A 17854-nucleotide genomic window follows, 5' to 3' on the forward strand; every position below is an offset into this window, starting at 1 on the left:
TGGGGGACGGATGATCCGCTGCATGTTGTTCGACATGGATGGGACGTTGCTCTTCACGGAAGAGGCGAACTTCATCTCATATCGCCGCGCCTTCGCCGACGTCGGCTTCACCCTGGAGCAGGCTGCCTACCAGCGCGCCTTCGGCCTCCGCTTCGACGCCATGGTGAAGGAGGTCGGCGCGGAGTTGAGTCCGGAGGACGCACGGCGCGTGCGTGAGGCCAAGGCCCGCTACTATCCCGAGTCGTTCGACCAGGTGCGCCCCAATGTTCCCCTCATCACCTTCCTGCGCTCGGTGCGCGCCCAGCACAAGACGGGGCTGGTGACGACGGCCGCCACGGCCAACGCACGGGCCCTGCTTCGACACTTCGACCTGGCCCCCCTCTTCGACGTCACCGTCTTCGGCGAGGACGTGGCGCGCCCCAAGCCCGACCCGGAGGGCTACCTGCGCGCGGCGACGCTCGCGGAAATCCCCCCCTCCGAGTGTCTCGCCTTCGAAGACAGCCCCAGCGGCATCGCCGCCGCCCAGGCCGCGGGCATCCGCGTGGTGCGCATCCAGGAGCCCACGTGAAGCGCTCGCGCCTGTGGCCCCTGGCGCTGGTGGCCGTGGGGCTGCTCATCAGCGCCGCCTTCCTCGGGCGCTTCCTGACGGAGTCGCGCGAGTCCGGTCAGTGGGTGCCCTCCGGGCATGTGCCCTTCTGGGCCGTCCCCATCGCCGTGCTCTGTCAGGGAATCGCCCACTCGCTGCGCACCAAGAACGCCCAGCGCCTGCTGCGCGTGGTGCGCCCCACCACCTGGCGCATCCTCTTCTCGGGCCTGTCCGTCGGCTACCTCTTCACCGCCCTGCTCCCGTTCCGTCTGGGCGAACTGGTGCGCGCGCACCTCATCGGCACGCGCATGCGCATCAGCCGCGCGGTGGTGCTCTTCACCATCCTCTTCGAGCGCGCGGTGGATGGCCTGTTGTTGGGCCTGTGCGCGCTCGGCGTGGTGCTCGCCACGTGGTCGCGTGCCCCGGACGCCGCGGCGTTGATGCTCCGGCTCGCGGTGGGCGTGGGCGCGGTGAGCCTGGCGGCCGCGGCGCTCACCTGGCTGCTCTACACGCAGAACCGGCGCATGCTGAGTGCCCTGGGCCGCCTCACCGCGCTGCTCAACGACAGGCTGAGGGACCGCAGCCGCTTCGTGCTCTGGTCCCTCATCTATGGCACGCACGTCATCTTCCGCTCCGCGCGGCTGGGCCGCTTCGTGCTCACCGCCATGAGCATGTGGCTGCTCTACCTGACCTCCATGGCGGTGCTGGTCTGGGCCTACCTCCCCACCCGCGACCTGCTGGGCACGCTGGGCGCCTCCGTCGCCGCCTATCTCTCGGTGGGCGTCCCCTCCGGCCCCGGCTTCCTGGGCACTTTCCACTACTACTACTCGACCATCGCGCGAGGGTTGCTCGGCCTCACCGGCGTGCCGCTGGGACTGTCGCTGGTATCCTGGGCAGTGCTCATCGGACCGTTCTCCCTGGTGGGCCTGTACTTCCTGCTGGAGCGTCGCCGCGAACGCTCGGCCACCGCGGCCGAGCCCGCGCTGGAGCCGCTGAAGAACAAGCTGCACCGTGACTCCGACATCAGCCGCGAGTTCAGCCACTTCCTGGACGAGTACTTCTCCGGGCAGGCCCTCAGCCATGTGCTGTCCACAGGCGAGTTGCACGGGGACTTCCGCATGGTGCGCACCTTCAAGGGCGGCTCCAACGCCAGCACCCTGCTGGTGTGGGTGGAGCAGGCCCTGAGCGTGCGCAAGGTGACGCTGCCTCAGCACGCGGAGAAGCTGAAGGTGCAGCACGACTGGCTGCAGTCGCGTCGCCACCTGCCGCACCTGCCCCGCATCCTGCGCGAGCTGCGCGACGAGCGCTCCTACGCCTTCGACTTGGAGTACCGCGAGCAGTACGTCCCGTTCTTCCAGTTCATCCACTCGGAGGAGGTGGCGCGCTCCAAGCAGGTGCTGGACCAGGTGCTCGACTTCGTGGGGACCCACATCTATGCCCCGGTGGAGCCGCGCGACGAGCCCGCGGTGCTGGAGCGCTACCTGCGTGAGAAGGTCGAGGACAAGGTTCGGGACGCGGCCGCGCTCAGCCCCGTGCTCGCGGAGCTGCTCGTGCACGACACGCTCACCATCAATGGTCAGCGCTACGAGAACATCCTCCCCGCGCTCGCGCGCCTGCGCGCCAACCCCCAGGCGCTGGCGGAGCTGTCGCGCATGCGCGACACCCCCATCCATGGCGACCTGACGGTGGACAACCTCATCGTCCGGCGCGAGGACGCGGACTTCCTCGTGTTGGACCCGAACAACGAGAACGCCATCAGCGACCCCGTGGTGGACCTGGGCAAGCTGTGCCAGTCCCTGCACTCCGGCTACGAGTTCCTCTGCCAGCTGTCGCGCGCGCGGGTCATCGGCGCGGTGGTGGAGTACGAGGAGGCCACCTCCTCCCGCTACGCGGAGCTGTATGCCCATCTCCAGCATCGCTTCGAGACGACGCTGCCCCCCGAGGTGCGCCGCACCATCCTCTTCCACGAGGCGGTGCACTACTGCCGCATGCTCACCTACCGGGCCCGCATCAACCCGGACAGCCTGCCGGCCTTCTTCGCCACGGCCGTGCGCCTGTTCAACGCCTTCAATGCCCAGTACGCGCCGGTGACGTCCACCGGGCCGTCGTCCCTCCAGCGCTCGGCTTGAGCGCGCCTCCCCGGAAGCTCTCCCCATGCGTCCGCTCCACATCCTGCTCCCCATGGCGGGCCTCGGCTCGCGCTTCACCGACGCGGGCTTCACCACCCCCAAGCCGCTCATCCCCGTGGATGGCATGGCCATGGTGCTCAAGGCCCTCTCCAGCGTGTCCGACTGGGGTCTGGAGGTGGTCCACACCGCCGTGGTGCGCCGCCCGCACGAGGAGCAGTTCCAGTTGGCCACTCGGCTGCGACAGGCCGTGCCCGGGCTCCAGGTCGTGATGCTGGAGGAGATGACCCGGGGCGCGGTGGAGACGGCGCTCGCCGCCGCCGGGCGGATGACGGGCGAGCGGGGCCTGCTCGTGATGGACTGCGACTTGTGGTTCGACAGCCCCGCGTATCGCGAGCTGGTGCGAGAGGCGCTCGCGAGCGACGACCCGACCCTGGCCGGAGGGTTGCTCACCTTCCCCTCGCAGCTGCCGCGCTACAGCTATGCGAAGTGCGAGGGGGCGCGGGTGGTCCGCACCGCGGAGAAGGTGGTCATCTCCGACGCGGCCATCATGGGCGCCTACTTCTTCGCCACCGAGCGCCACTTCCTCACCGCGGGTCGGCTCCTGATGGACCGCCCGATTTCGGAGGGCATGCGCGAGTACTATCTCTCCCTGCTCTACAACCTCCTGCTGGAGTCCGGCGGCACGGTTCGCGCGGCGAAGGCGGCGCGCTACGCCTCCTTCGGCACGCCGGAGGAGCTGCGCCAATACGAGGCCTCGGGCCCCACGGTGCCTTGAATGGCGCGAGGCGTCGCGGTAGGGGAGCCGCGACGCAGCACCCGCGCGCCTCGCGCGAAGGAGCCTCTCGTGGCCGCCGAACGCATCCTCGTCTTCATCCCCATGTACAACTGCGAGCGGCAGATTCCGCGCGTGCTCGGCCGCTTCGGGGAGGACGTGCAGCGCCGCTTCGCCGAAATCATCGTGGTGGACAACGGCAGCCGCGACAACGGCGTGGAGGCCGCCGCCGAGGGCCTGGCGAAGCTGAAGCACCTGCCGGGCAAGGTGCTCGTCAACGACGACAACTACAACCTCGGCGGCTCACACAAGGTGGCCTTCGAGTATGCGCTCGCGCACGGCTTCGACCGGGTGGTGGTGCTGCACGGCGATGACCAGGCGGACATCAACGACCTGATTCCCATCCTGGATGCGGACGAGGACCGCGAGCGCGACTCCCTGCTGGGCAGCCGCTTCATGAGCCAGTCGCGCCTGCAGGGCTACTCGCGCTTCCGGACGCTGGGCAACCACGTCTTCAACCTGTTGTTCTCCCTGTCGGCGCGGCGGCGCATCCATGACCTGGGCTCGGGCCTGAATCTGTACTCGACGCGCTACCTGGAGCCGCGCTTCTACCTGGGCTTCCCGGACAACCTCACGTTCAACATCCACCTGCTGCTCGCGGGCATCCACCGGGGGTCGTCCTTCGGCTTCTTCCCGCTGAGCTGGCGCGAGGAGGACCAGGTCAGCAACGTGCGCATGGTGCGCCAGTCGTTGCAGACGGGCCGCATCGCGCTGGAGTACGCGAAGTCCCCGGGCGCCTTCCTGGCGAAGGACTGGAGCAGCCGCCCGGGTCGGCCCTACACCTCAACCGTTGTGGCGCAGGTGAGCGGGGGGCACATCGAGCGCACCCGCGTCCCGGCCTTCCCCGCCCGCTGACGGCGGCTGGAGGGCCCGGGCGCGCAGTGCTCGGGCCTCGAACCAGGCCAGCGGCACGGCGAGGTAGCCGAACATCCACAGGTCGGCGACGTAGGACGGGTGGCTGGCGGGGCCGGCGACGAACACCAGGAAGGCGGGCGCGAGGATGGCGCCCGCCGTCACCGCGGAGGCGGGCAGGGTGCGCCAGCGGGACACCAGCCACAGGGCGAGCAGCAGCGCGGGCACGCCGTTCCAGGGGAAGAACAGGGACTGGCCGCCCCGAGCCGGCCAGCTCTCGTCGCGCAGCCAGTGGGTGATGCGTGCAAGGGATTGAGGCGCCCGCGCCGGGTCCAGGTTCAGCTCGGCGAGCAGCCGCACGCCGTGAGGCGGGTACTGCTCCTCGGCCTTCCACTTCTCCCGCATGTAGAGGAAGGGCGGGGGCGTCTTCGGACTCAGGCCCAGTGTGCCCGCGAAGGTGTAGACGCGGTTGGACAGCATCAGCGCGGGGTTGTCGCGCACCATGCGCAGGAAGCGCTTCTTGAGCTCCGCCATCTTCTCGTTGGAGATGGGCGGGTGCAGGGAGTCCCAATAGCAGGGGGACTCCTCCGCCTTGTAGCGGTCCCTCAGGCAGGAGTACGCAATCACCGCGTCCATCGCGGCCTGGTCTCCCTCCGGGTCGGGCGAGTAGTACCGGTTGGTGACCAGGTAGCCCAGCGGGTTGAGGATGAGCGACAAGGCGTAGCGGTTGCCGCGCTCGGGAGAGGGAGGCGCGATGCGCGGCTCGACGGCGCGGCGGAACACCTGCATGAGGCCCAGCGTGCCGACGAGCAGGGCCACGGCCACTCCCACGCGGACCTGCCGCGAGGCGACGAGGACGGCGGGCACGTAGAGCACCAGCGCCATGCTGTCGCCGCGCAGGAAGGTGGCGGTGGCCGTCAGCAGCACCAGCGCGGGGAGCGTCACGGGCGTGAGGCCGGAGGCGCCGGTGAGCGCGCGGCGGACCATGGCGCGCATCAGGATGAGCGCGATGGACAGGCGCAGCAGGCCATTGATGATGTCGTGCGAGAGGTAGATGGCCAGCAGGCCCAGGGGGATGGACGTCACGACCAGCGCGACGAAGAGTCCCCCCACACGGCGTGACAGGCCCTGGCTGAGCAGCAGGGAGAAGAAGTCCGCGAGCAGCGCGCTGAAGAGAAAGAGATTGAAGAGCGAGAGGCTGGAGAACTGGCCGGTGGCGCGGTGGATGCCGTGGGCCCAGATGCCCCAGAAGGTGCTGAGCCAGGGTTCCACCTGATACTGGCTGGAGACAGACAGCGATTGGAGCGCGTCGCTGTAGTAGTGGCCCGGCCACTCGCCTGCCCACCAGAGCAGGAAGACCGCGGCGAACAGGGCCCACAGGCCGAGGAAGGAGCGCCAGCGGTGGCGCACCGACACGGGGTCCACGCGCCCGGCGCCTCGGGTGAAGCACCAGGCGAGGAAGAAGGTGCAGAGGGCGCTGACGAGCGAGAGCAGCGTGTCGCTCGTCTGGAGGACCCGCCGCTCCGGACGGGCAGGGAGCGGCGTGGGCCAGGTCGACCGCATCAGGCCGAAGACGACCGCGCCGACGAGCAACGCCAGGGCGGCGAGCCCCAGCTCCACCCGGTATCGGCCCACCCAGGAGCGTGCCTTGCCCCCCAACCCGCTGCGCACCTGCATCGCGTTTCACCTCAACGGCAATCCGTGCCGCTCGATTCGAGGGAGCGCAACGTATCCCCAGTTTCACCTTTCCTGTCGAGTGCTGTTCACCGCGAAAGCACCCGACGAATCCGGGCACGCCCCACGCGGGTCATCGGTGGGGACGGGCTCATCGTCACCCTCGCGAAGCCATGGCGTGGGGCGACGGGCCAGGAGAGCCGTCGCCCCGTGACACGCCGCTACGGCGTGTACAGCTCCGCCGAGGGCTCACCGGCGGGCCCGCAGCCCACCGCGAGCACCTCCTGGGTGTACAGCGGCGTCAGCGTGAAGCCCGCGCGGGCGACGCGCATGCCCGCTGTCTCCTTCCAGGTGTTCGTCGCCGGGTCGAACAGCTCCGCGCTGGCCAGCGTGGTGGTGACGGGCTGACCGCCGCCCACGCGCGACAAGCCTCCCGCCGCCATGAGCGCGCCCGACGCGAGCAGGGCGCTCGAGTGCTCGTGGCGCGTGGTGGCCAGGCTCCCCACCGGAGTCCACGTGCCCGTGGTGTGCGAGTACACATCCGCCACCTTCACGGAGAACGCGCCGAAGTTGAGCGAGTTGCCCGTGCGTCCGCCCGCGGCGAGCGCCAGCCCGGAGCCCAGCACGTCCAGCGTGAAGTCGCTCCTCCCCGCCCAGGCGATGTTGGTGGTGTACGTCCACGCCCCCGTGGTCGGGTCATAGAGCTCCACCGTCGGCGTCTGCGTCGTCATGGAGTTGGTGAAGTACGTTCCGCTCGCCACCATCACCTTGCCATCCGGGAGCAGCACCGCGCTGTGGTCCGCGCGGCCGAAGTTGAGGCTGCCCGTGACCGACCAGGTGCCCGTGGCCGGGTCGTAGACCTCCGCGCTGGTCAGGTAGTTGATGGTGTTGATTCGTCCACCGGCCACGACCACCTTCCCGGTGGGCAGCACCGTCGCGGTGAAGCCCTCGCGCGCGTTGTTCAGGCTGCCACGCGCCGTCCACGTGTGGGTGTCCGGGTCATACAGCTCCGTCGTGGTCTGCGTGGTGGACGCATTGCCGCCGATGACCAGCACCTGTCCCCACGGCAGCCGCACGGCCACGTGTCCGCTGCGCGCCTGCGTCATCGAGCCCAGCGACGTCCAGGTCCTGGTGGCCGGGTCATACGACTCCACGCTCGCGAGCGGGGTGCCGGAGCTCGAGCCGCCCGCCACGAGCACCGCCCCCGAGGGCAGCTCCGTGGCGGTGTGCTGGCAGCGTCCCACCCACAGCGAGCCGGTGGCGCTCCACGACTGCTGTCCCGGCTCATACAGCTCCGAGGACGCCGTGGGCGTGGCGCCGATGGCGCCGCTGGAGAGCAGCACCTGCCCGGAGCGCAGCAGCGCGGACACGCCGCCGGTGCGGCTGGAGAGCAGGGGCGCGGTGATGCTCCAGGTGCCCGTGGCGGGGTTGTACAGCTCGCTGGTGCCGCTGCTGTCGAAGACGAGCACCTTGCCGGACGGCAGCAGCGCGGCGTGGTGGCTGGAGCGGGCGCGGGACATGGAGCCGGTGGGCGTCCAGGTGTTGGTGGCCGGGTCGTACAGCTCCGCCGTGTTGGTGCCGCTGCCACCGGCGATGAGCACCTTGCCGGAGGGCAGCATCGTGGCGGTGTGGCTGTGGCGCGCCCGGCTCATCGGGGCGGCATAGGTGAAGCTGTTCGTCGCGGAGTCGAACAGCTCCGCGGTGCTCAGCGTGCTCAGCCGGCCGCTGCCACCCGCGACGAGCGCCTTGCCGCCGGGCAGCGCGGTCAGCGTGTGCCGGTAGCGACCTCCGTTCATGCTCGTGGCCGTCCAGCTGTTGGTGAACGGGTCATAGAGGTCCGCGCTGGAGAGGATTCCGATGGCGCCCGAGTAGCCACCGGTGATGAGCACCTTGCCCGTGGTGAGCTTCGCGGCCTGCCCCACCGTGCGCGTCGAGGGAGAAGCGGCCGCGGCGGTCCAGGTCCCCGTCGTCGGCCAGTAGATCTCCGCGGTGTTGAGCACGACGCCCGCGCCCCCGCCGCCGTAGCCGTTCGCCACCAGCACGCGGCCATTGTCCAGCAGGGTGGCGGTGTGCTCGCTGCGAGCGCCCGTCATCGAGCCCGTGGACGTCCACGAGGCGTTGGCCGGGTTGTACAGCTCCGCGGTGGTCGTCACGGCGCCGGAGACGCTGCCTCCGACGACGAGCACCTGCCCGGTGGCCAGCCGCGTGGCGGTGGCGTTGCTCCGCGCCTGGAGCGCCGAGGTGGTCGGAAGCCATTGCGGCGCCGCCAGCGCGGAGGTCTGGGTATCCGTGGCGGGAGGCGGTGACTCCACGGTCGGGGGACCGCAAGCCGCGCAGGCGAGGAGCGTGAGCAGGGCAGGGAGGAGCGCAATTCGTTTCATGGGAGCGCCCGACGGCGCGGGAATCGCTCTCCGCTCGGGCGCGGCGAATCCTGGACCCTTATCCCAGTCAGTTCAAATGGACCCTGACCGGGTCGGTCGCCACCTCGGCGCTGGAAGGAAAGTTTTGAGCGTGGTGTGTCAGGCGTTGCATCTCATTGGATGTAGGTGACGACCTGGCTCCGGCAGGTGGAGGGGTCGAAATAGGATTGCGTCGGGTCGATGGTGCAGAGGACCCCCTGATTGCCGGCGGAGGCCTGGTTGATGACGCCGGAAAAGACTCCGTTGCTGTCGCGGGTGACAGAGAATTGCCAGATGCACGTCTTCGCGTCGGTAAACGCGTTCATGAGATCGGTCGTGAAGAGGTACTGGTGGGTTCCCGGAAGGTTGGTGACCACTCCCGCCGAAGCGAAACCGCCGGCGGCGACGGAGTTCGGGAAGGGAGGGGTCAGGGGCCCGGATGACGAGACCGTGACGCCGGTGAGGTTCAGGACGTAGTACTCCTGCCACGCCATGCACAGCAGGGGCATGGCACCGGGAGTCGAGGGGCGCGAAGGCAGCACGAAGGTCTCTGTCCAGGATGGCTCGGCGAGACCGCTGGTCGGGGCAAGGGACAGCGGCAGGGCGAAAGCCAGCAATCGCTTCACGTTCCGGGTCACGAGAACCTCCTGGAATGCCATTGCGGGGATGGGCTCAATTCCTAACATGGTTGCCGTTGGCGCGGCAAACGAGGTGGGATTGAAGTGGGAGCAGATGTTTTCGAGGAGGCGTGGACTGGCCTGGAAGTCTGGGAGGTCGGGCGCGCCGGCGTCACGCGCCGGGCTCCAGGATGCATTCGCGCTTCCCCCACGGATTCGGATGCGGGTAGGGAACAGGACATGCCGAAGAAGTCCGTGTCGCCGACGACGCAGTGGAAGAAGGTGGAGAAGCAGGCCACCCAGGTGCTGGGGAGGGGCGCCGTGGGGCGCTACGCGGAGGACCTGGAGCCGCGCGTCGTGCCGTTCTCGGCCGTGCCCGACATCGCGTCGCTGCTGCCCGCCGAGTACGTCGAGTTCATCGAGGCGCTCGGCTATCGGTGGCTGTCGACCTCCGAGTCCACGCTGGGCTTTCTCCCGCCGCGCTGGCGGGTGAGTCTGTCCCAGCAGACCGGTGTCCCCGACCGGAACTGGAGCGAAGTCCGCGCCGAGCGCGAAGCGGGGACGCACACGTACGCGTTCGTGATGTTCGCCGCTCGCGACCTGGAGGACGTCAAGGGCTTCGCCTTCGGCCAGGGCACCCAGGGCGACGGGCTGGTCGTCTGGAGCGTGGAGGAGAGCCTCCCCGTGGACGAACTGGGGCCGTTCTCCGCCTGGCTCGCGGAGGAGCTGGGCTCGATGGCCGAGTCACTCCAGGGCGCGGAGGAGGGCGCCACCTCCCAGGAGCCGCCGGACCTCGCGCAGGCCTCCCTCCCGAAGGCGGCCGCGTCCAAGGCCAAGGGCGCCTTCGCCCTGTTCGACAGGTTCCCGCGCGACTCCAAGGAGCTGCTGTTCAACGGCCGCAAGCTGGGGGAGCTGCCGCCGGTCATCGGCGAGTTCACCGAGCTGGAGTCCCTCTGGGTGCGCACCACGGGCATCCAGCAGGTCCCACCGGAGCTGGGGCGACTCACGAAGCTCAAGAAGCTGGACCTGTCCTTCAACCCCGCGTTGGCGCAGCTGCCGCCGGAGCTGGGGAACCTCGAGTCACTCGAGTCGCTCAACCTGCGGCAGACCGGCGTGACGACCTTGCCCGACTCGCTGGAGCGGCTGCGTCGCCTGACCTTCCTCGACCTCCAGTCCACGCCCCTGACGACGGTGCCGCCGGTCCTCTTCCGGATGCCGTGGCTCAGGACGCTGGACCTCTACTCGACGACGCTGCCGCCCCAGGAGCTCGAGCAGCTCCGGCTCGCGCTCCCCGAGTGCAAGCTGGGCCTGAGCTGACGCCTCACGTTCCGGGCGGCGTCAGTTTCACGCACGGGACCACGCCCAGCAGCCTGCCGAGACGTGAGTCCTTCCCCAGCGTCCGCAGTCGCTCCTTCGCGATGACCAGGAGGAGCGCGTTGAACCCGAAGGCCACCAGCACGTGCCACCAGGCATGGAACTGGGGGTTGGGGATGCCGTGCGCGGGGAGCGTCTCGTTGAGCGTGGGGCAGAACTGGATGTCGCTGACCCACAGCACGATGGCGAGCGCATAGGACGCGATGCCGAGCTGGAACAGCCGCTTCGTGCTCGCATCCGGGCTGCGCCGCTGGAGGACGTAGGTGCGGCCGAGCGCGAAGAACTCCAGCGACGCGAAGCTCACCTGGAAGAGGAAGAACTGGAGCGCGCCGCGCGTGAAGGCCGTCAGGTACGTCACCAGCACCGCGTGACAGAACAGCAGCCACGGGAACCAGCGCCCGAAGCGCCGCTGGGGTCGGTCCTCCAGCAGGATGTAGACGATGACGATGGCCAGATAGAGCATCGGCAGCTCGTCCAGCATCTGGTGCTCGCGGCGCAGCGTCGTGTGGAACGCGGTGCTGCCCACGCCCACCAGGGCGAGCAACCCGAAGGCGAGCAGGAACCGGCGCTCCAGTACGCGCCAGTGGAGCACGACGCCCAGCACGCCCACGAGGACCAGCACCAGGCTGGAGGCCGAGTTGAACAGCTCGCCGATGTGGAAGAAGTGCTGGTAGTTCGTCTCGCACCAATCCACGGTCGAGGTGCTCGGGCCCCAGTAGCCCGTGGGAATCGCGGACATGTGGAGCGGAGCGTAGCACCTCGCGGCCTCAGCCCGTCCGGGCTCCGGTGCGCTGCTTCCACGCGGTGAGCAGGTGCTCGACGACGACGTCCAGGCCCACGCCCTGGGTGACCTGGGTGAAGACGAAGGGGCCGTCGCCGCGCATCTTCTTCGCGTCGCGCTCCATGACGCCCAGGTCCGCGCCCACGTGGGGCGCCAGGTCCGTCTTGTTGATGATGAGCAAGTCGGACTGGGTGATGCCCGGGCCTCCCTTGCGCGGCACCTTGTCCCCGCCCGCCACGTCGATGACGTACACGGTGTAGTCCGCCAGCTCCCGGCTGTACTGCGCCGCCAGGTTGTCGCCGCCGCTCTCCACGATGAGCAGCTCCGGCGTCAGCTCCTCCATGAGCTGCTCGAGCGCCAGCAGGTTGTGGCTGATGTCCTCGCGGATGGCCGCGTGCGGGCAGCCTCCCGTCTCCACCGCCTTGATGCGCTCGGGTGAGAGCGCGTGGTTTCGCACCAGGAACTCCGCGTCCTCCTGGGTGAAGATGTCGTTGGTCACCACGCCCAGCCGGTGGCGCTCACGCAGCGCGCGGCACAGCGCCAGCACCAGCGCCGTCTTCCCGCTGCCCACCGGCCCGCCGATGCCGATGGTGAAGGCGCGCGCCTGGTAATCACGCCGCTTCGGCTCCTCGCGCTCGTGGAAGTGGCCCGGATGCTCCCACTCCTCATGCGTGTGGTCGTGCTCATCGTCGTGGCCGTGGCCCCTGTGGTCGTCGTGCATGTGCGCTTCACCTCAGGACAGGAAGAGCCTCGAATAGAGGCGGTCGTGCGTGGAACCCAACAAGTCCAACAATGGCGAGGGCTGCGCGAGCGCCTCCAACCCCAGCCCCGCGCAGCGCTCCAGCACCGCGTCCAACAGCGGCGTCGCCTGGTGCTGGAGCTGGTGCGACTCGTGCGTGCCGACGATGCCCAGCCGCACCGCCGCCGACAGCGCGCCGCGCAGCGTGAGCGACAGGTGCAGCCGCTGCGCCTCCGACAGCTCCACCTCCAGCGCGCGGACCACCGCCCCGAACACCGGCGCGTGGTGGAAGCCAATCCCCGCGGCCCTCGCCGACTCGCGCAGCGGCCCCACCGGCCCGGGGAAGATGCGCGCGCACGTGTCCAGGAAGGCCCGGCCCTGCGTGCGGCTGGCCCGGTGCGCGACATGGCTGGTGAGGAACGCGTCCGCCCGCGCGTCCAGCTCCGGCAGCCGCGAGGCCTCGCGGTGCGCCGCGCTCAACAGCGGCAGGGCGCCATGCCCCGCCTGCCACAACAGCTCTCGCGTGAAGCGGCGAAGCTCCGGTGCGCCGCGCACCTCGCCGGCCTGCACCGCCGCCTCCAGCCCTCCCGAGTGGGCGAAGCCCCCCGTGGGAAAGCCCGAGTCCGCCAGCTGGAGCACCTTCCAGGACGAGCCCATGCGCGGAAGTCCCCGTCCTTTCAGAACAGCGAGTAGCGCTGCGCCAGCGGCAGTCGGACGGCGGCCTCGCAGCGGAGCAGCTCCCCATCCGCGCGCACCTCGTAGGTCTCCGAGTCCACGGTGATGACGGGCAGGGCGTCGTTGAGCCGCATGTCGCGCTTGCCCAGTCCCCGGCACCGCTTCACCGCGACGGCGCGCTTGCCCAGGCCCAGCTCGCGCGTGGTGCCCTCGGCCAGCGCGCGCGGTGAGACGAACACGAGGCTGGTGGCCCCGAGCGCCCGGCCCCTGGCGCCGAACATGGGCCGCATCATGAACGGCTGCGGCGTGGGGATGGACGCGTTGGCGTCCCCCATCTGTCCCCAGGCGATGAAGCCGCCCTTGAGCACCAGCTCCGGGCGGATGCCGAAGAAGGCCGGGCGCCACAGCACCAGGTCCGCCAGCTTCCCCACCTCCACCGAGCCCACCTCGTGCGACAGCCCGTGGGCGATGGCCGGGTTGATGGTGTACTTGGCCACGTAGCGGCGGATGCGCAGGTTGTCGTTGTCACCCTGCTCGCCGGACAGCCGCCCGCGCTGCTCGCGCATCTTGTGCGCCGTCTGCCACGTGCGACAGATGACCTCGCCCACCCTCCCCATGGCCTGGCTGTCCGAGGACATGATGCTGATGGCGCCCAGGTCGTGGAGGATGTCCTCCGCGGCGATGGTCTCGCCCCGGATGCGGCTCTCCGCGAAGGCGATGTCCTCGGGGATGCCCGGGTCCAGGTGGTGGCAGACCATGAGCATGTCCAGGTGCTCGTCCAGCGTGTTCACCGTGTACGGGCGCGTGGGGTTGGTGGACGAGGGCAGCACGTGGTCCACGCCGCACACGCGGATGATGTCCGGCGCGTGGCCGCCGCCCGCGCCCTCCGAGTGGTACGTGTGGATGGTGCGGCCCTTGATGGCCGCGAGCGAGTCATCCACGTAGCCCGACTCGTTGAGCGTGTCGGTGTGGATGGTGACCTGCACGTCCTCGTCCTCGGCCACGGTGAGGCAGGTGTCGATGGCGGCGGGCGTGGTGCCCCAGTCCTCGTGCAGCTTCAGGCCGATGGCGCCCGCGCGAATCTGGTCCACCAGGCCGTGGGGCAGGGACGTGTTGCCCTTGCCGGTCAGGCCGATGTTGAGCGGCAGCGTGTCGGTGGCCTGGAGCATCCGCTGCAGGTTCCACGCGCCCGGCGTGCACGTGGTGGCCTTGGTGCCGGTGGCGGGGCCGGTGCCGCCGCCCACCCAGGTGGTGATGCCGCTGGCGAGCGCCTCGTCCGCCTGCTGCGGGCAGATGAAGTGGATGTGCGTGTCCAGGCCGCCCGCGGTGACGACGTGTCCCTCCGCGGAGAGGGCCTCCGTCGTCACGCCCACCACCATGCCGGGCGTCACGCCGGCCATGATGTCCGGGTTGCCCGCCTTGCCGATGCCGACGATGCGGCCCGCCTTGACGCCGATGTCCGCCTTGTAGATGCCCGTCCAGTCGAGGATGAGCGCGTTGGTGATGACCAGGTCCAGCGCGTCCGCGTCGCCCACGCCCGCGCGCTGGCCCATGCCCTCGCGCAGCACCTTGCCGCCGCCGAACTTGCACTCGTCGCCGTAGACGGTGGCGTCGCGCTCCACCTGGGCCCACAGGCCCGTGTCGCCCAGCCGCACCTTGTCCCCGGTGGTGGGGCCGAACATGTCCGCGTAGTGGCGACGGTCCATCTTCCGGCTCATTCGCGCTCCTCCTCGTGGCCGAAGCCCTGCTCGCGGACCTGCGCCATCGCGCGCTCACGGTTCTCGGCGGACACCTTGCCGCTGCCCAGCGCGTTGCCGCCCCGCACCACCTGCTCGCCCGCGATGGCGACCAGGCTCACCGTCTTCGTCTCCCCCGGCTCGAACCGCACCGCCGTCCCCGCGGGGATGTCCAGGCGGTGGCCGTAGGCCTTCTCCCGGTCGAACACGAGCGCGCGGTTCGTCTCGAAGAAGGGGTAGTGGCTGCCCACCTGGATGGGGCGGTCTCCCCGGTGCGTGACGCGGAGAAAGACGCTGTCGCGGCCCGCGTTGAGCTCCACCTCGCCGGGCAGCACGCGCACCTCGCCGGGGATGCCGTCGTCCGCCGCGGTGGAGGCCGTGAAGCGCTCCCGTGGGGGCACCGGCAGGAAGCTGCCGTACAGCGCGAGCTCCAGGTCGCCGTGCTCGGCGACGATGGGGTGGTGCACCGTCACCAGCTTGGAGCCGTCCGGGAAGGTGCCCTCCACCTGCACCTCCGCGAGCATCTCCGGCACCCCCCGCATCACCTGCGCGCGCCCCAGCAGCTTGCGCCCCAGGTCCATCAGCTCCGCCACGCTCCTGCCGTCACGGATGAACTCCAGCAACTGCGTGGCGATGAGCGCGACGGCCTCCGGGTAGCTCAGCCGGACGCCTCGGGCGAGCCGCTTCTGGGCCAGGAAGCCCGCCTGATGCAGCAACAGTTTGTCGACGTCTCGAGGGGACAGGTGCACGCGCGCGACTCCCGGGGTTCGACGGCGCCATGACTTGATGCGTCAACACTAGTGCAGGGCCGGGGTGCGCCGCCAGGAGGGGGGGCTCACACGCGGCGGGCCCAGGGGTCGTCCCCGAGGAGGGCGGGGAGGAAGGACAGCCAGTCGTGGGTGGTGCGCACCAGGGACTCGACGGAGACGGCGGCGGCGCGCAGGAGCAGGCCGTGGGGGCCCAGGGGGCTGGCGGAGGGGACGAGGTCGGCGCGTGGGGTGACGGGCAGCGCGGTGACGCGGGCGAGCAGGGCCTCGCGGGCGGTGGCCAGGGCGGGGCCGACGAGGAGGAGGGAGGCCATGGCCTCGAAGCGGCCGAGCCGCTCGCGCAGGGGGCCGTGGGTGGGGTCCAAGAGCCAGCGCTCGTCGACGAGGGCGCGCTCGCCCACGTGGACGCGCAGGGTGGAGGCGTAGTGGGAGAAGGCCCAGCGCTCGCCGCTGGCGCTGCGGCCGGAGGTGACGATGTCGGCGAGGACGAGCGACGCGGTGGGCGCGAGCCGGAAGGCGAGTGTCTGGGCGTAGCGCGCGCCGGAGAAGCACGCGGTGGGGTCCGGCACCCACGCGAGCAGGGCGTCGTCGCCCACGCGGGCGGACACGTCGCTCGTGCAGCCGGAGGGGGAGCGGTAGACGCGGTTGGCGCCCTGGGAGGACAGCCACGCGGTGGCGCCGGGGGCCACGTCGAGGTCGAGGCGGAGCGAGTCTCCGTCCACCAGCCCGCCGCCGAACGAGCTGGTGTACGCCCACGCGGCGTGGCCGTGGTTGCGCGGGGTGAGCAGTCGCAGCGGGCTGTGCGCCAGCGCGGTGCTCACCACGGTGCGCCCCCCCGCGCGCTCGAAGGCGAGCCGGGCGAAGCCCGCGCGTCGGGGTGTCTCGGAGGAGGGGACCTGGCTCACGTGGCTGGAGCCTGGACCAGTTGGCGCCCGAGGGAAAGGGGCCACCTCGCGTCAGACCTCCAGGGGCGTCGAGCGACGTTGCTCCCCTTGGACAGGCATTCTCTCGAGCCCCCCGCCGCATCACCTCTCTGCGGGGCTCCCGTGGCGACACGGGGGCCGGGGCTCGGGGAGCTCATGCGGGTGATACCCAGACACGATGTCTGGTGTTGCAGCGAGACGGCAGGCAGGGAAGCCCAGGGTCGGTCCAGTCTGCGGGATGGCGGACGCCTCGTTCGTTCCGGTTGATGCAGTTCTCCTGAATTGACAGACAACCTGTGTCTCCCAGTGATTTTCCTGGGATTTATCGCGGGCCGGCGCATCGGCGGACCGGTCACGGTGAGGAATGTCATGCGTGTGCAGGCGGAGCTCGAATCTCTCAAGCCCCGAGTGAACATCGGCGTGCTGGGCCACCAGGGCCACGGCAAGACGACCCTGGCGGCGGCCATCACGAAGCTGCTGGCGAAGTCGGGTGCTGCCCCGGTCTGGTCGCCGACGGGGTGGGGCACGGCCAGACAGACGCGGGCCCGGGGAACCTCCCTCTCGATGATGCACATGGAATGTCAGACGTCGAATCGGCGCTATTCGCACGTGGACCCTCCGTCGCATGTGGACTGCGTGAAGGGGCTGCTGACGGGGGCGACGCCGATGGATGGGGCCATCCTGGTCGTGTCGGCGGACGAGGGCCCCATGCCCCAGACGCGCGAGTACATCCGCCTGGCGCGCGAGGCCGGCATCAAGTCCATCGTGGTCTTCCTGAACAAGTGGCGCCTGATGGACGACCCGGAGATCCGCGAGCTGGTGGAGCAGGATGTCCGGACGCTGCTGAAGTCGTATGACTTCCCGGGCGATGAGACGCCCATCGTCATCGGCTCGGCGCAGAGGGCGCTGGCGGGCGACACGGGGGCGTGGGGGGAGCCGGCCATCCAGCGACTGCTGGAGGTGGTGGACCGCTCCATCACCCCGCCCAGGTGCGCGACGCGCGAGCCGTTCCTGATGCCGGTGCAGGGGGTGCGCTTCATCATCGGTCGCGGCGCGGTGGTGGGAGGGCGGGTGGAGCGCGGCACGCTCCAGCTCCACGAAGAGGTGGAGGTGGTGGGCCTGGGGCCGACGCTGAAGACGGTGGTGACGAGCATCGGGCGGTTCCACGAGCCACTGCGTGAAGGCCGGGTGGGCGACAAGGTCGACGTGCGGGTCCGCGGCCTGGAGAGCTGGAGCCTGAAGCGTGGGCAGGTGCTGGCCAGGCCCGGCAGCATCCGCGCGCACCACCGGTTCATCGCGCGGGTCTACCTGCTGCCCCGGGCCGATGGGGGGCGACACGGCGTGCTGCTCGACGATGACCGCCTGCGGTTCTGCCTCCATGGGACGGACATGATGGGGGCGGTGAAGCTCTTGGAGGGGGAGCGGTTGGGGAAGCCGGGCGACAGCCTCCTGCTGCTGGTGGAGCTCACCGACCCCGTCGCGCTGGAGGAGACGCTGCGCTTCGAGGTGCGCGACGGCGGCCGCACCGTGGGCGTCGGCATCGTGACGAAGGTCTGCTGAGCCGCCCCCTCGCGGTCATCTCCAGGTACCGGGTTGCTGGCTTCCTTGTCGAGGCCGGGGGGAGAGGTGCGTCGTGTCCTTCGTTCCGGTCGCCCCGATGCGCTCCAAGGCTGCTTTGCTCTCCTCCGAGACGATGATGGCGATGGGCCATCCCCCTGTCCGGAACACCTTCGCCCCGTCCACCTCCGGCTCCCGGGCGATTGTCGTGAA

15 protein-coding genes are annotated in these 17854 nt (G+C 70.1%); 6 read left to right on the forward strand and 9 right to left on the reverse strand.

Annotated features, from left to right (window positions below):
- Window positions 1–22: 22 nt before the first annotated feature.
- The 4 genes from K8640_RS04260 (at window position 23) to K8640_RS04275 (ending at window position 4402) form a co-directional block, all read left to right on the forward strand.
- On the forward strand, window positions 23–568 hold the full coding sequence (locus tag K8640_RS04260; RefSeq protein WP_223745896.1) for an HAD family phosphatase: 546 nt from the start codon (window positions 23–25) through the stop codon (window positions 566–568).
- A complete protein-coding gene (locus tag K8640_RS04265) occupies window positions 565–2715 on the forward strand; it encodes a lysylphosphatidylglycerol synthase transmembrane domain-containing protein (protein WP_223745897.1) in 2151 nt (716 codons plus the stop codon). The genes K8640_RS04260 and K8640_RS04265 overlap by 4 nt, the downstream gene beginning before the upstream one ends.
- Before the next feature lie 25 nt (window positions 2716–2740).
- Window positions 2741–3490 (forward strand): NTP transferase domain-containing protein, encoded by a 750-nt coding sequence (locus tag K8640_RS04270; RefSeq protein WP_223745898.1) that lies wholly within the window; start codon window positions 2741–2743, stop codon window positions 3488–3490.
- Between the two features lie 69 nt (window positions 3491–3559).
- Window positions 3560–4402, forward strand: coding sequence for a glycosyltransferase family 2 protein (locus K8640_RS04275; RefSeq protein WP_223745899.1), 843 nt, complete (start codon window positions 3560–3562; stop codon window positions 4400–4402).
- Here K8640_RS04275 and K8640_RS04280 read toward each other — a convergent pair.
- The 3 genes from K8640_RS04280 to K8640_RS04290 form a co-directional block, all read right to left on the reverse strand.
- Window positions 4331–6076, reverse strand: coding sequence for a hypothetical protein (locus K8640_RS04280; RefSeq protein WP_223745900.1), 1746 nt, complete (start codon window positions 6074–6076; stop codon window positions 4331–4333). The two genes, K8640_RS04275 and K8640_RS04280, sit on opposite strands and share 72 nt — an antisense overlap.
- A 218-nt stretch (window positions 6077–6294) precedes the next feature.
- The gene (locus K8640_RS04285; protein WP_223745901.1) at window positions 6295–8454 is read right to left on the reverse strand and encodes a kelch repeat-containing protein; all 2160 of its coding nucleotides are present in this window, start codon (window positions 8452–8454) and stop codon (window positions 6295–6297) included.
- A 152-nt stretch (window positions 8455–8606) separates the two neighbouring features.
- Window positions 8607–9110, reverse strand: a complete 504-nt coding sequence (locus tag K8640_RS04290) for a hypothetical protein (RefSeq protein WP_223745902.1) — start codon at window positions 9108–9110, stop codon at window positions 8607–8609.
- 219 nt (window positions 9111–9329) lie between these two features.
- Between K8640_RS04290 and K8640_RS04295 the strand changes: the two genes are divergently transcribed.
- Window positions 9330–10406: a leucine-rich repeat domain-containing protein gene (locus K8640_RS04295; protein WP_223745903.1), complete on the forward strand. Its 1077-nt coding sequence runs from the start codon at window positions 9330–9332 to the stop codon at window positions 10404–10406.
- Window positions 10407–10410: 4 nt separating this feature from the next.
- On the opposite strand, the gene K8640_RS04300 is transcribed toward K8640_RS04295, so the two are convergent.
- The 6 genes from K8640_RS04300 to K8640_RS04325 form a co-directional block, all read right to left on the reverse strand.
- Window positions 10411–11202 carry a ceramidase gene (locus tag K8640_RS04300; protein WP_223745904.1) on the reverse strand — a complete coding sequence of 264 codons (792 nt, stop codon included), beginning with the start codon at window positions 11200–11202 and terminating at the stop codon, window positions 10411–10413.
- Between the two features lie 28 nt (window positions 11203–11230).
- Window positions 11231–11965: an urease accessory protein UreG gene (gene ureG / locus K8640_RS04305; RefSeq protein ID WP_223745905.1), complete on the reverse strand. Its 735-nt coding sequence runs from the start codon at window positions 11963–11965 to the stop codon at window positions 11231–11233.
- Between the two features lie 12 nt (window positions 11966–11977).
- The gene (locus K8640_RS04310) at window positions 11978–12640 is read right to left on the reverse strand and encodes an urease accessory protein UreF (RefSeq protein ID WP_223745906.1); all 663 of its coding nucleotides are present in this window, start codon (window positions 12638–12640) and stop codon (window positions 11978–11980) included.
- A 20-nt stretch (window positions 12641–12660) separates the two neighbouring features.
- Window positions 12661–14376, reverse strand: coding sequence for an urease subunit alpha (gene ureC, locus K8640_RS04315; protein ID WP_223745907.1), 1716 nt, complete (start codon window positions 14374–14376; stop codon window positions 12661–12663).
- Entirely contained in the window at window positions 14373–15143 is a 771-nt protein-coding gene (gene ureA, locus K8640_RS04320) for an urease subunit gamma (RefSeq protein WP_223745908.1), read from the reverse strand. Before ureA ends, ureC begins: the two co-directional genes overlap by 4 nt.
- Before the next feature lie 86 nt (window positions 15144–15229).
- Window positions 15230–16066, reverse strand: a complete 837-nt coding sequence (locus K8640_RS04325) for an urease accessory protein UreD (RefSeq protein ID WP_324289123.1) — start codon at window positions 16064–16066, stop codon at window positions 15230–15232.
- 387 nt (window positions 16067–16453) lie between these two features.
- On the opposite strand from K8640_RS04325, the gene K8640_RS04330 reads away from it, so the two are divergent.
- Window positions 16454–17644 carry a GTP-binding protein gene (locus K8640_RS04330; protein ID WP_223745909.1) on the forward strand — a complete coding sequence of 397 codons (1191 nt, stop codon included), beginning with the start codon at window positions 16454–16456 and terminating at the stop codon, window positions 17642–17644.
- Window positions 17645–17854: the final 210 nt, after the last annotated feature.

Origin of the sequence: Myxococcus sp. XM-1-1-1, assembly GCF_020037095.1 — a bacterium.
GTDB classification, from domain to species: Bacteria; Myxococcota; Myxococcia; order Myxococcales; family Myxococcaceae; genus Myxococcus; species Myxococcus fulvus.

Bases quoted from the DNA above. Each gene is read 5' to 3' on its own strand.
- K8640_RS04310 (WP_223745906.1), bottom strand. From the start codon at position 12,640: ATGGGCTCGTCCTGGAAGGTGCTCCAGCTGGCGGACTCGGGCTTTCCC.
- K8640_RS04260 (WP_223745896.1), top strand. From the start codon at position 23: ATGTTGTTCGACATGGATGGGACGTTGCTCTTCACGGAAGAGGCGAAC.
- K8640_RS04300 (WP_223745904.1), bottom strand. From the start codon at position 11,202: ATGTCCGCGATTCCCACGGGCTACTGGGGCCCGAGCACCTCGACCGTG.
- ureG (WP_223745905.1), bottom strand. From the start codon at position 11,965: ATGCACGACGACCACAGGGGCCACGGCCACGACGATGAGCACGACCAC.
- ureC (WP_223745907.1), bottom strand. From the start codon at position 14,376: ATGAGCCGGAAGATGGACCGTCGCCACTACGCGGACATGTTCGGCCCC.
- K8640_RS04285 (WP_223745901.1), bottom strand. From the start codon at position 8,454: ATGAAACGAATTGCGCTCCTCCCTGCCCTGCTCACGCTCCTCGCCTGC.
- K8640_RS04270 (WP_223745898.1), top strand. From the start codon at position 2,741: ATGCGTCCGCTCCACATCCTGCTCCCCATGGCGGGCCTCGGCTCGCGC.
- K8640_RS04280 (WP_223745900.1), bottom strand. From the start codon at position 6,076: ATGCAGGTGCGCAGCGGGTTGGGGGGCAAGGCACGCTCCTGGGTGGGC.
- K8640_RS04330 (WP_223745909.1), top strand. From the start codon at position 16,454: ATGCGTGTGCAGGCGGAGCTCGAATCTCTCAAGCCCCGAGTGAACATC.
- K8640_RS04295 (WP_223745903.1), top strand. From the start codon at position 9,330: ATGCCGAAGAAGTCCGTGTCGCCGACGACGCAGTGGAAGAAGGTGGAG.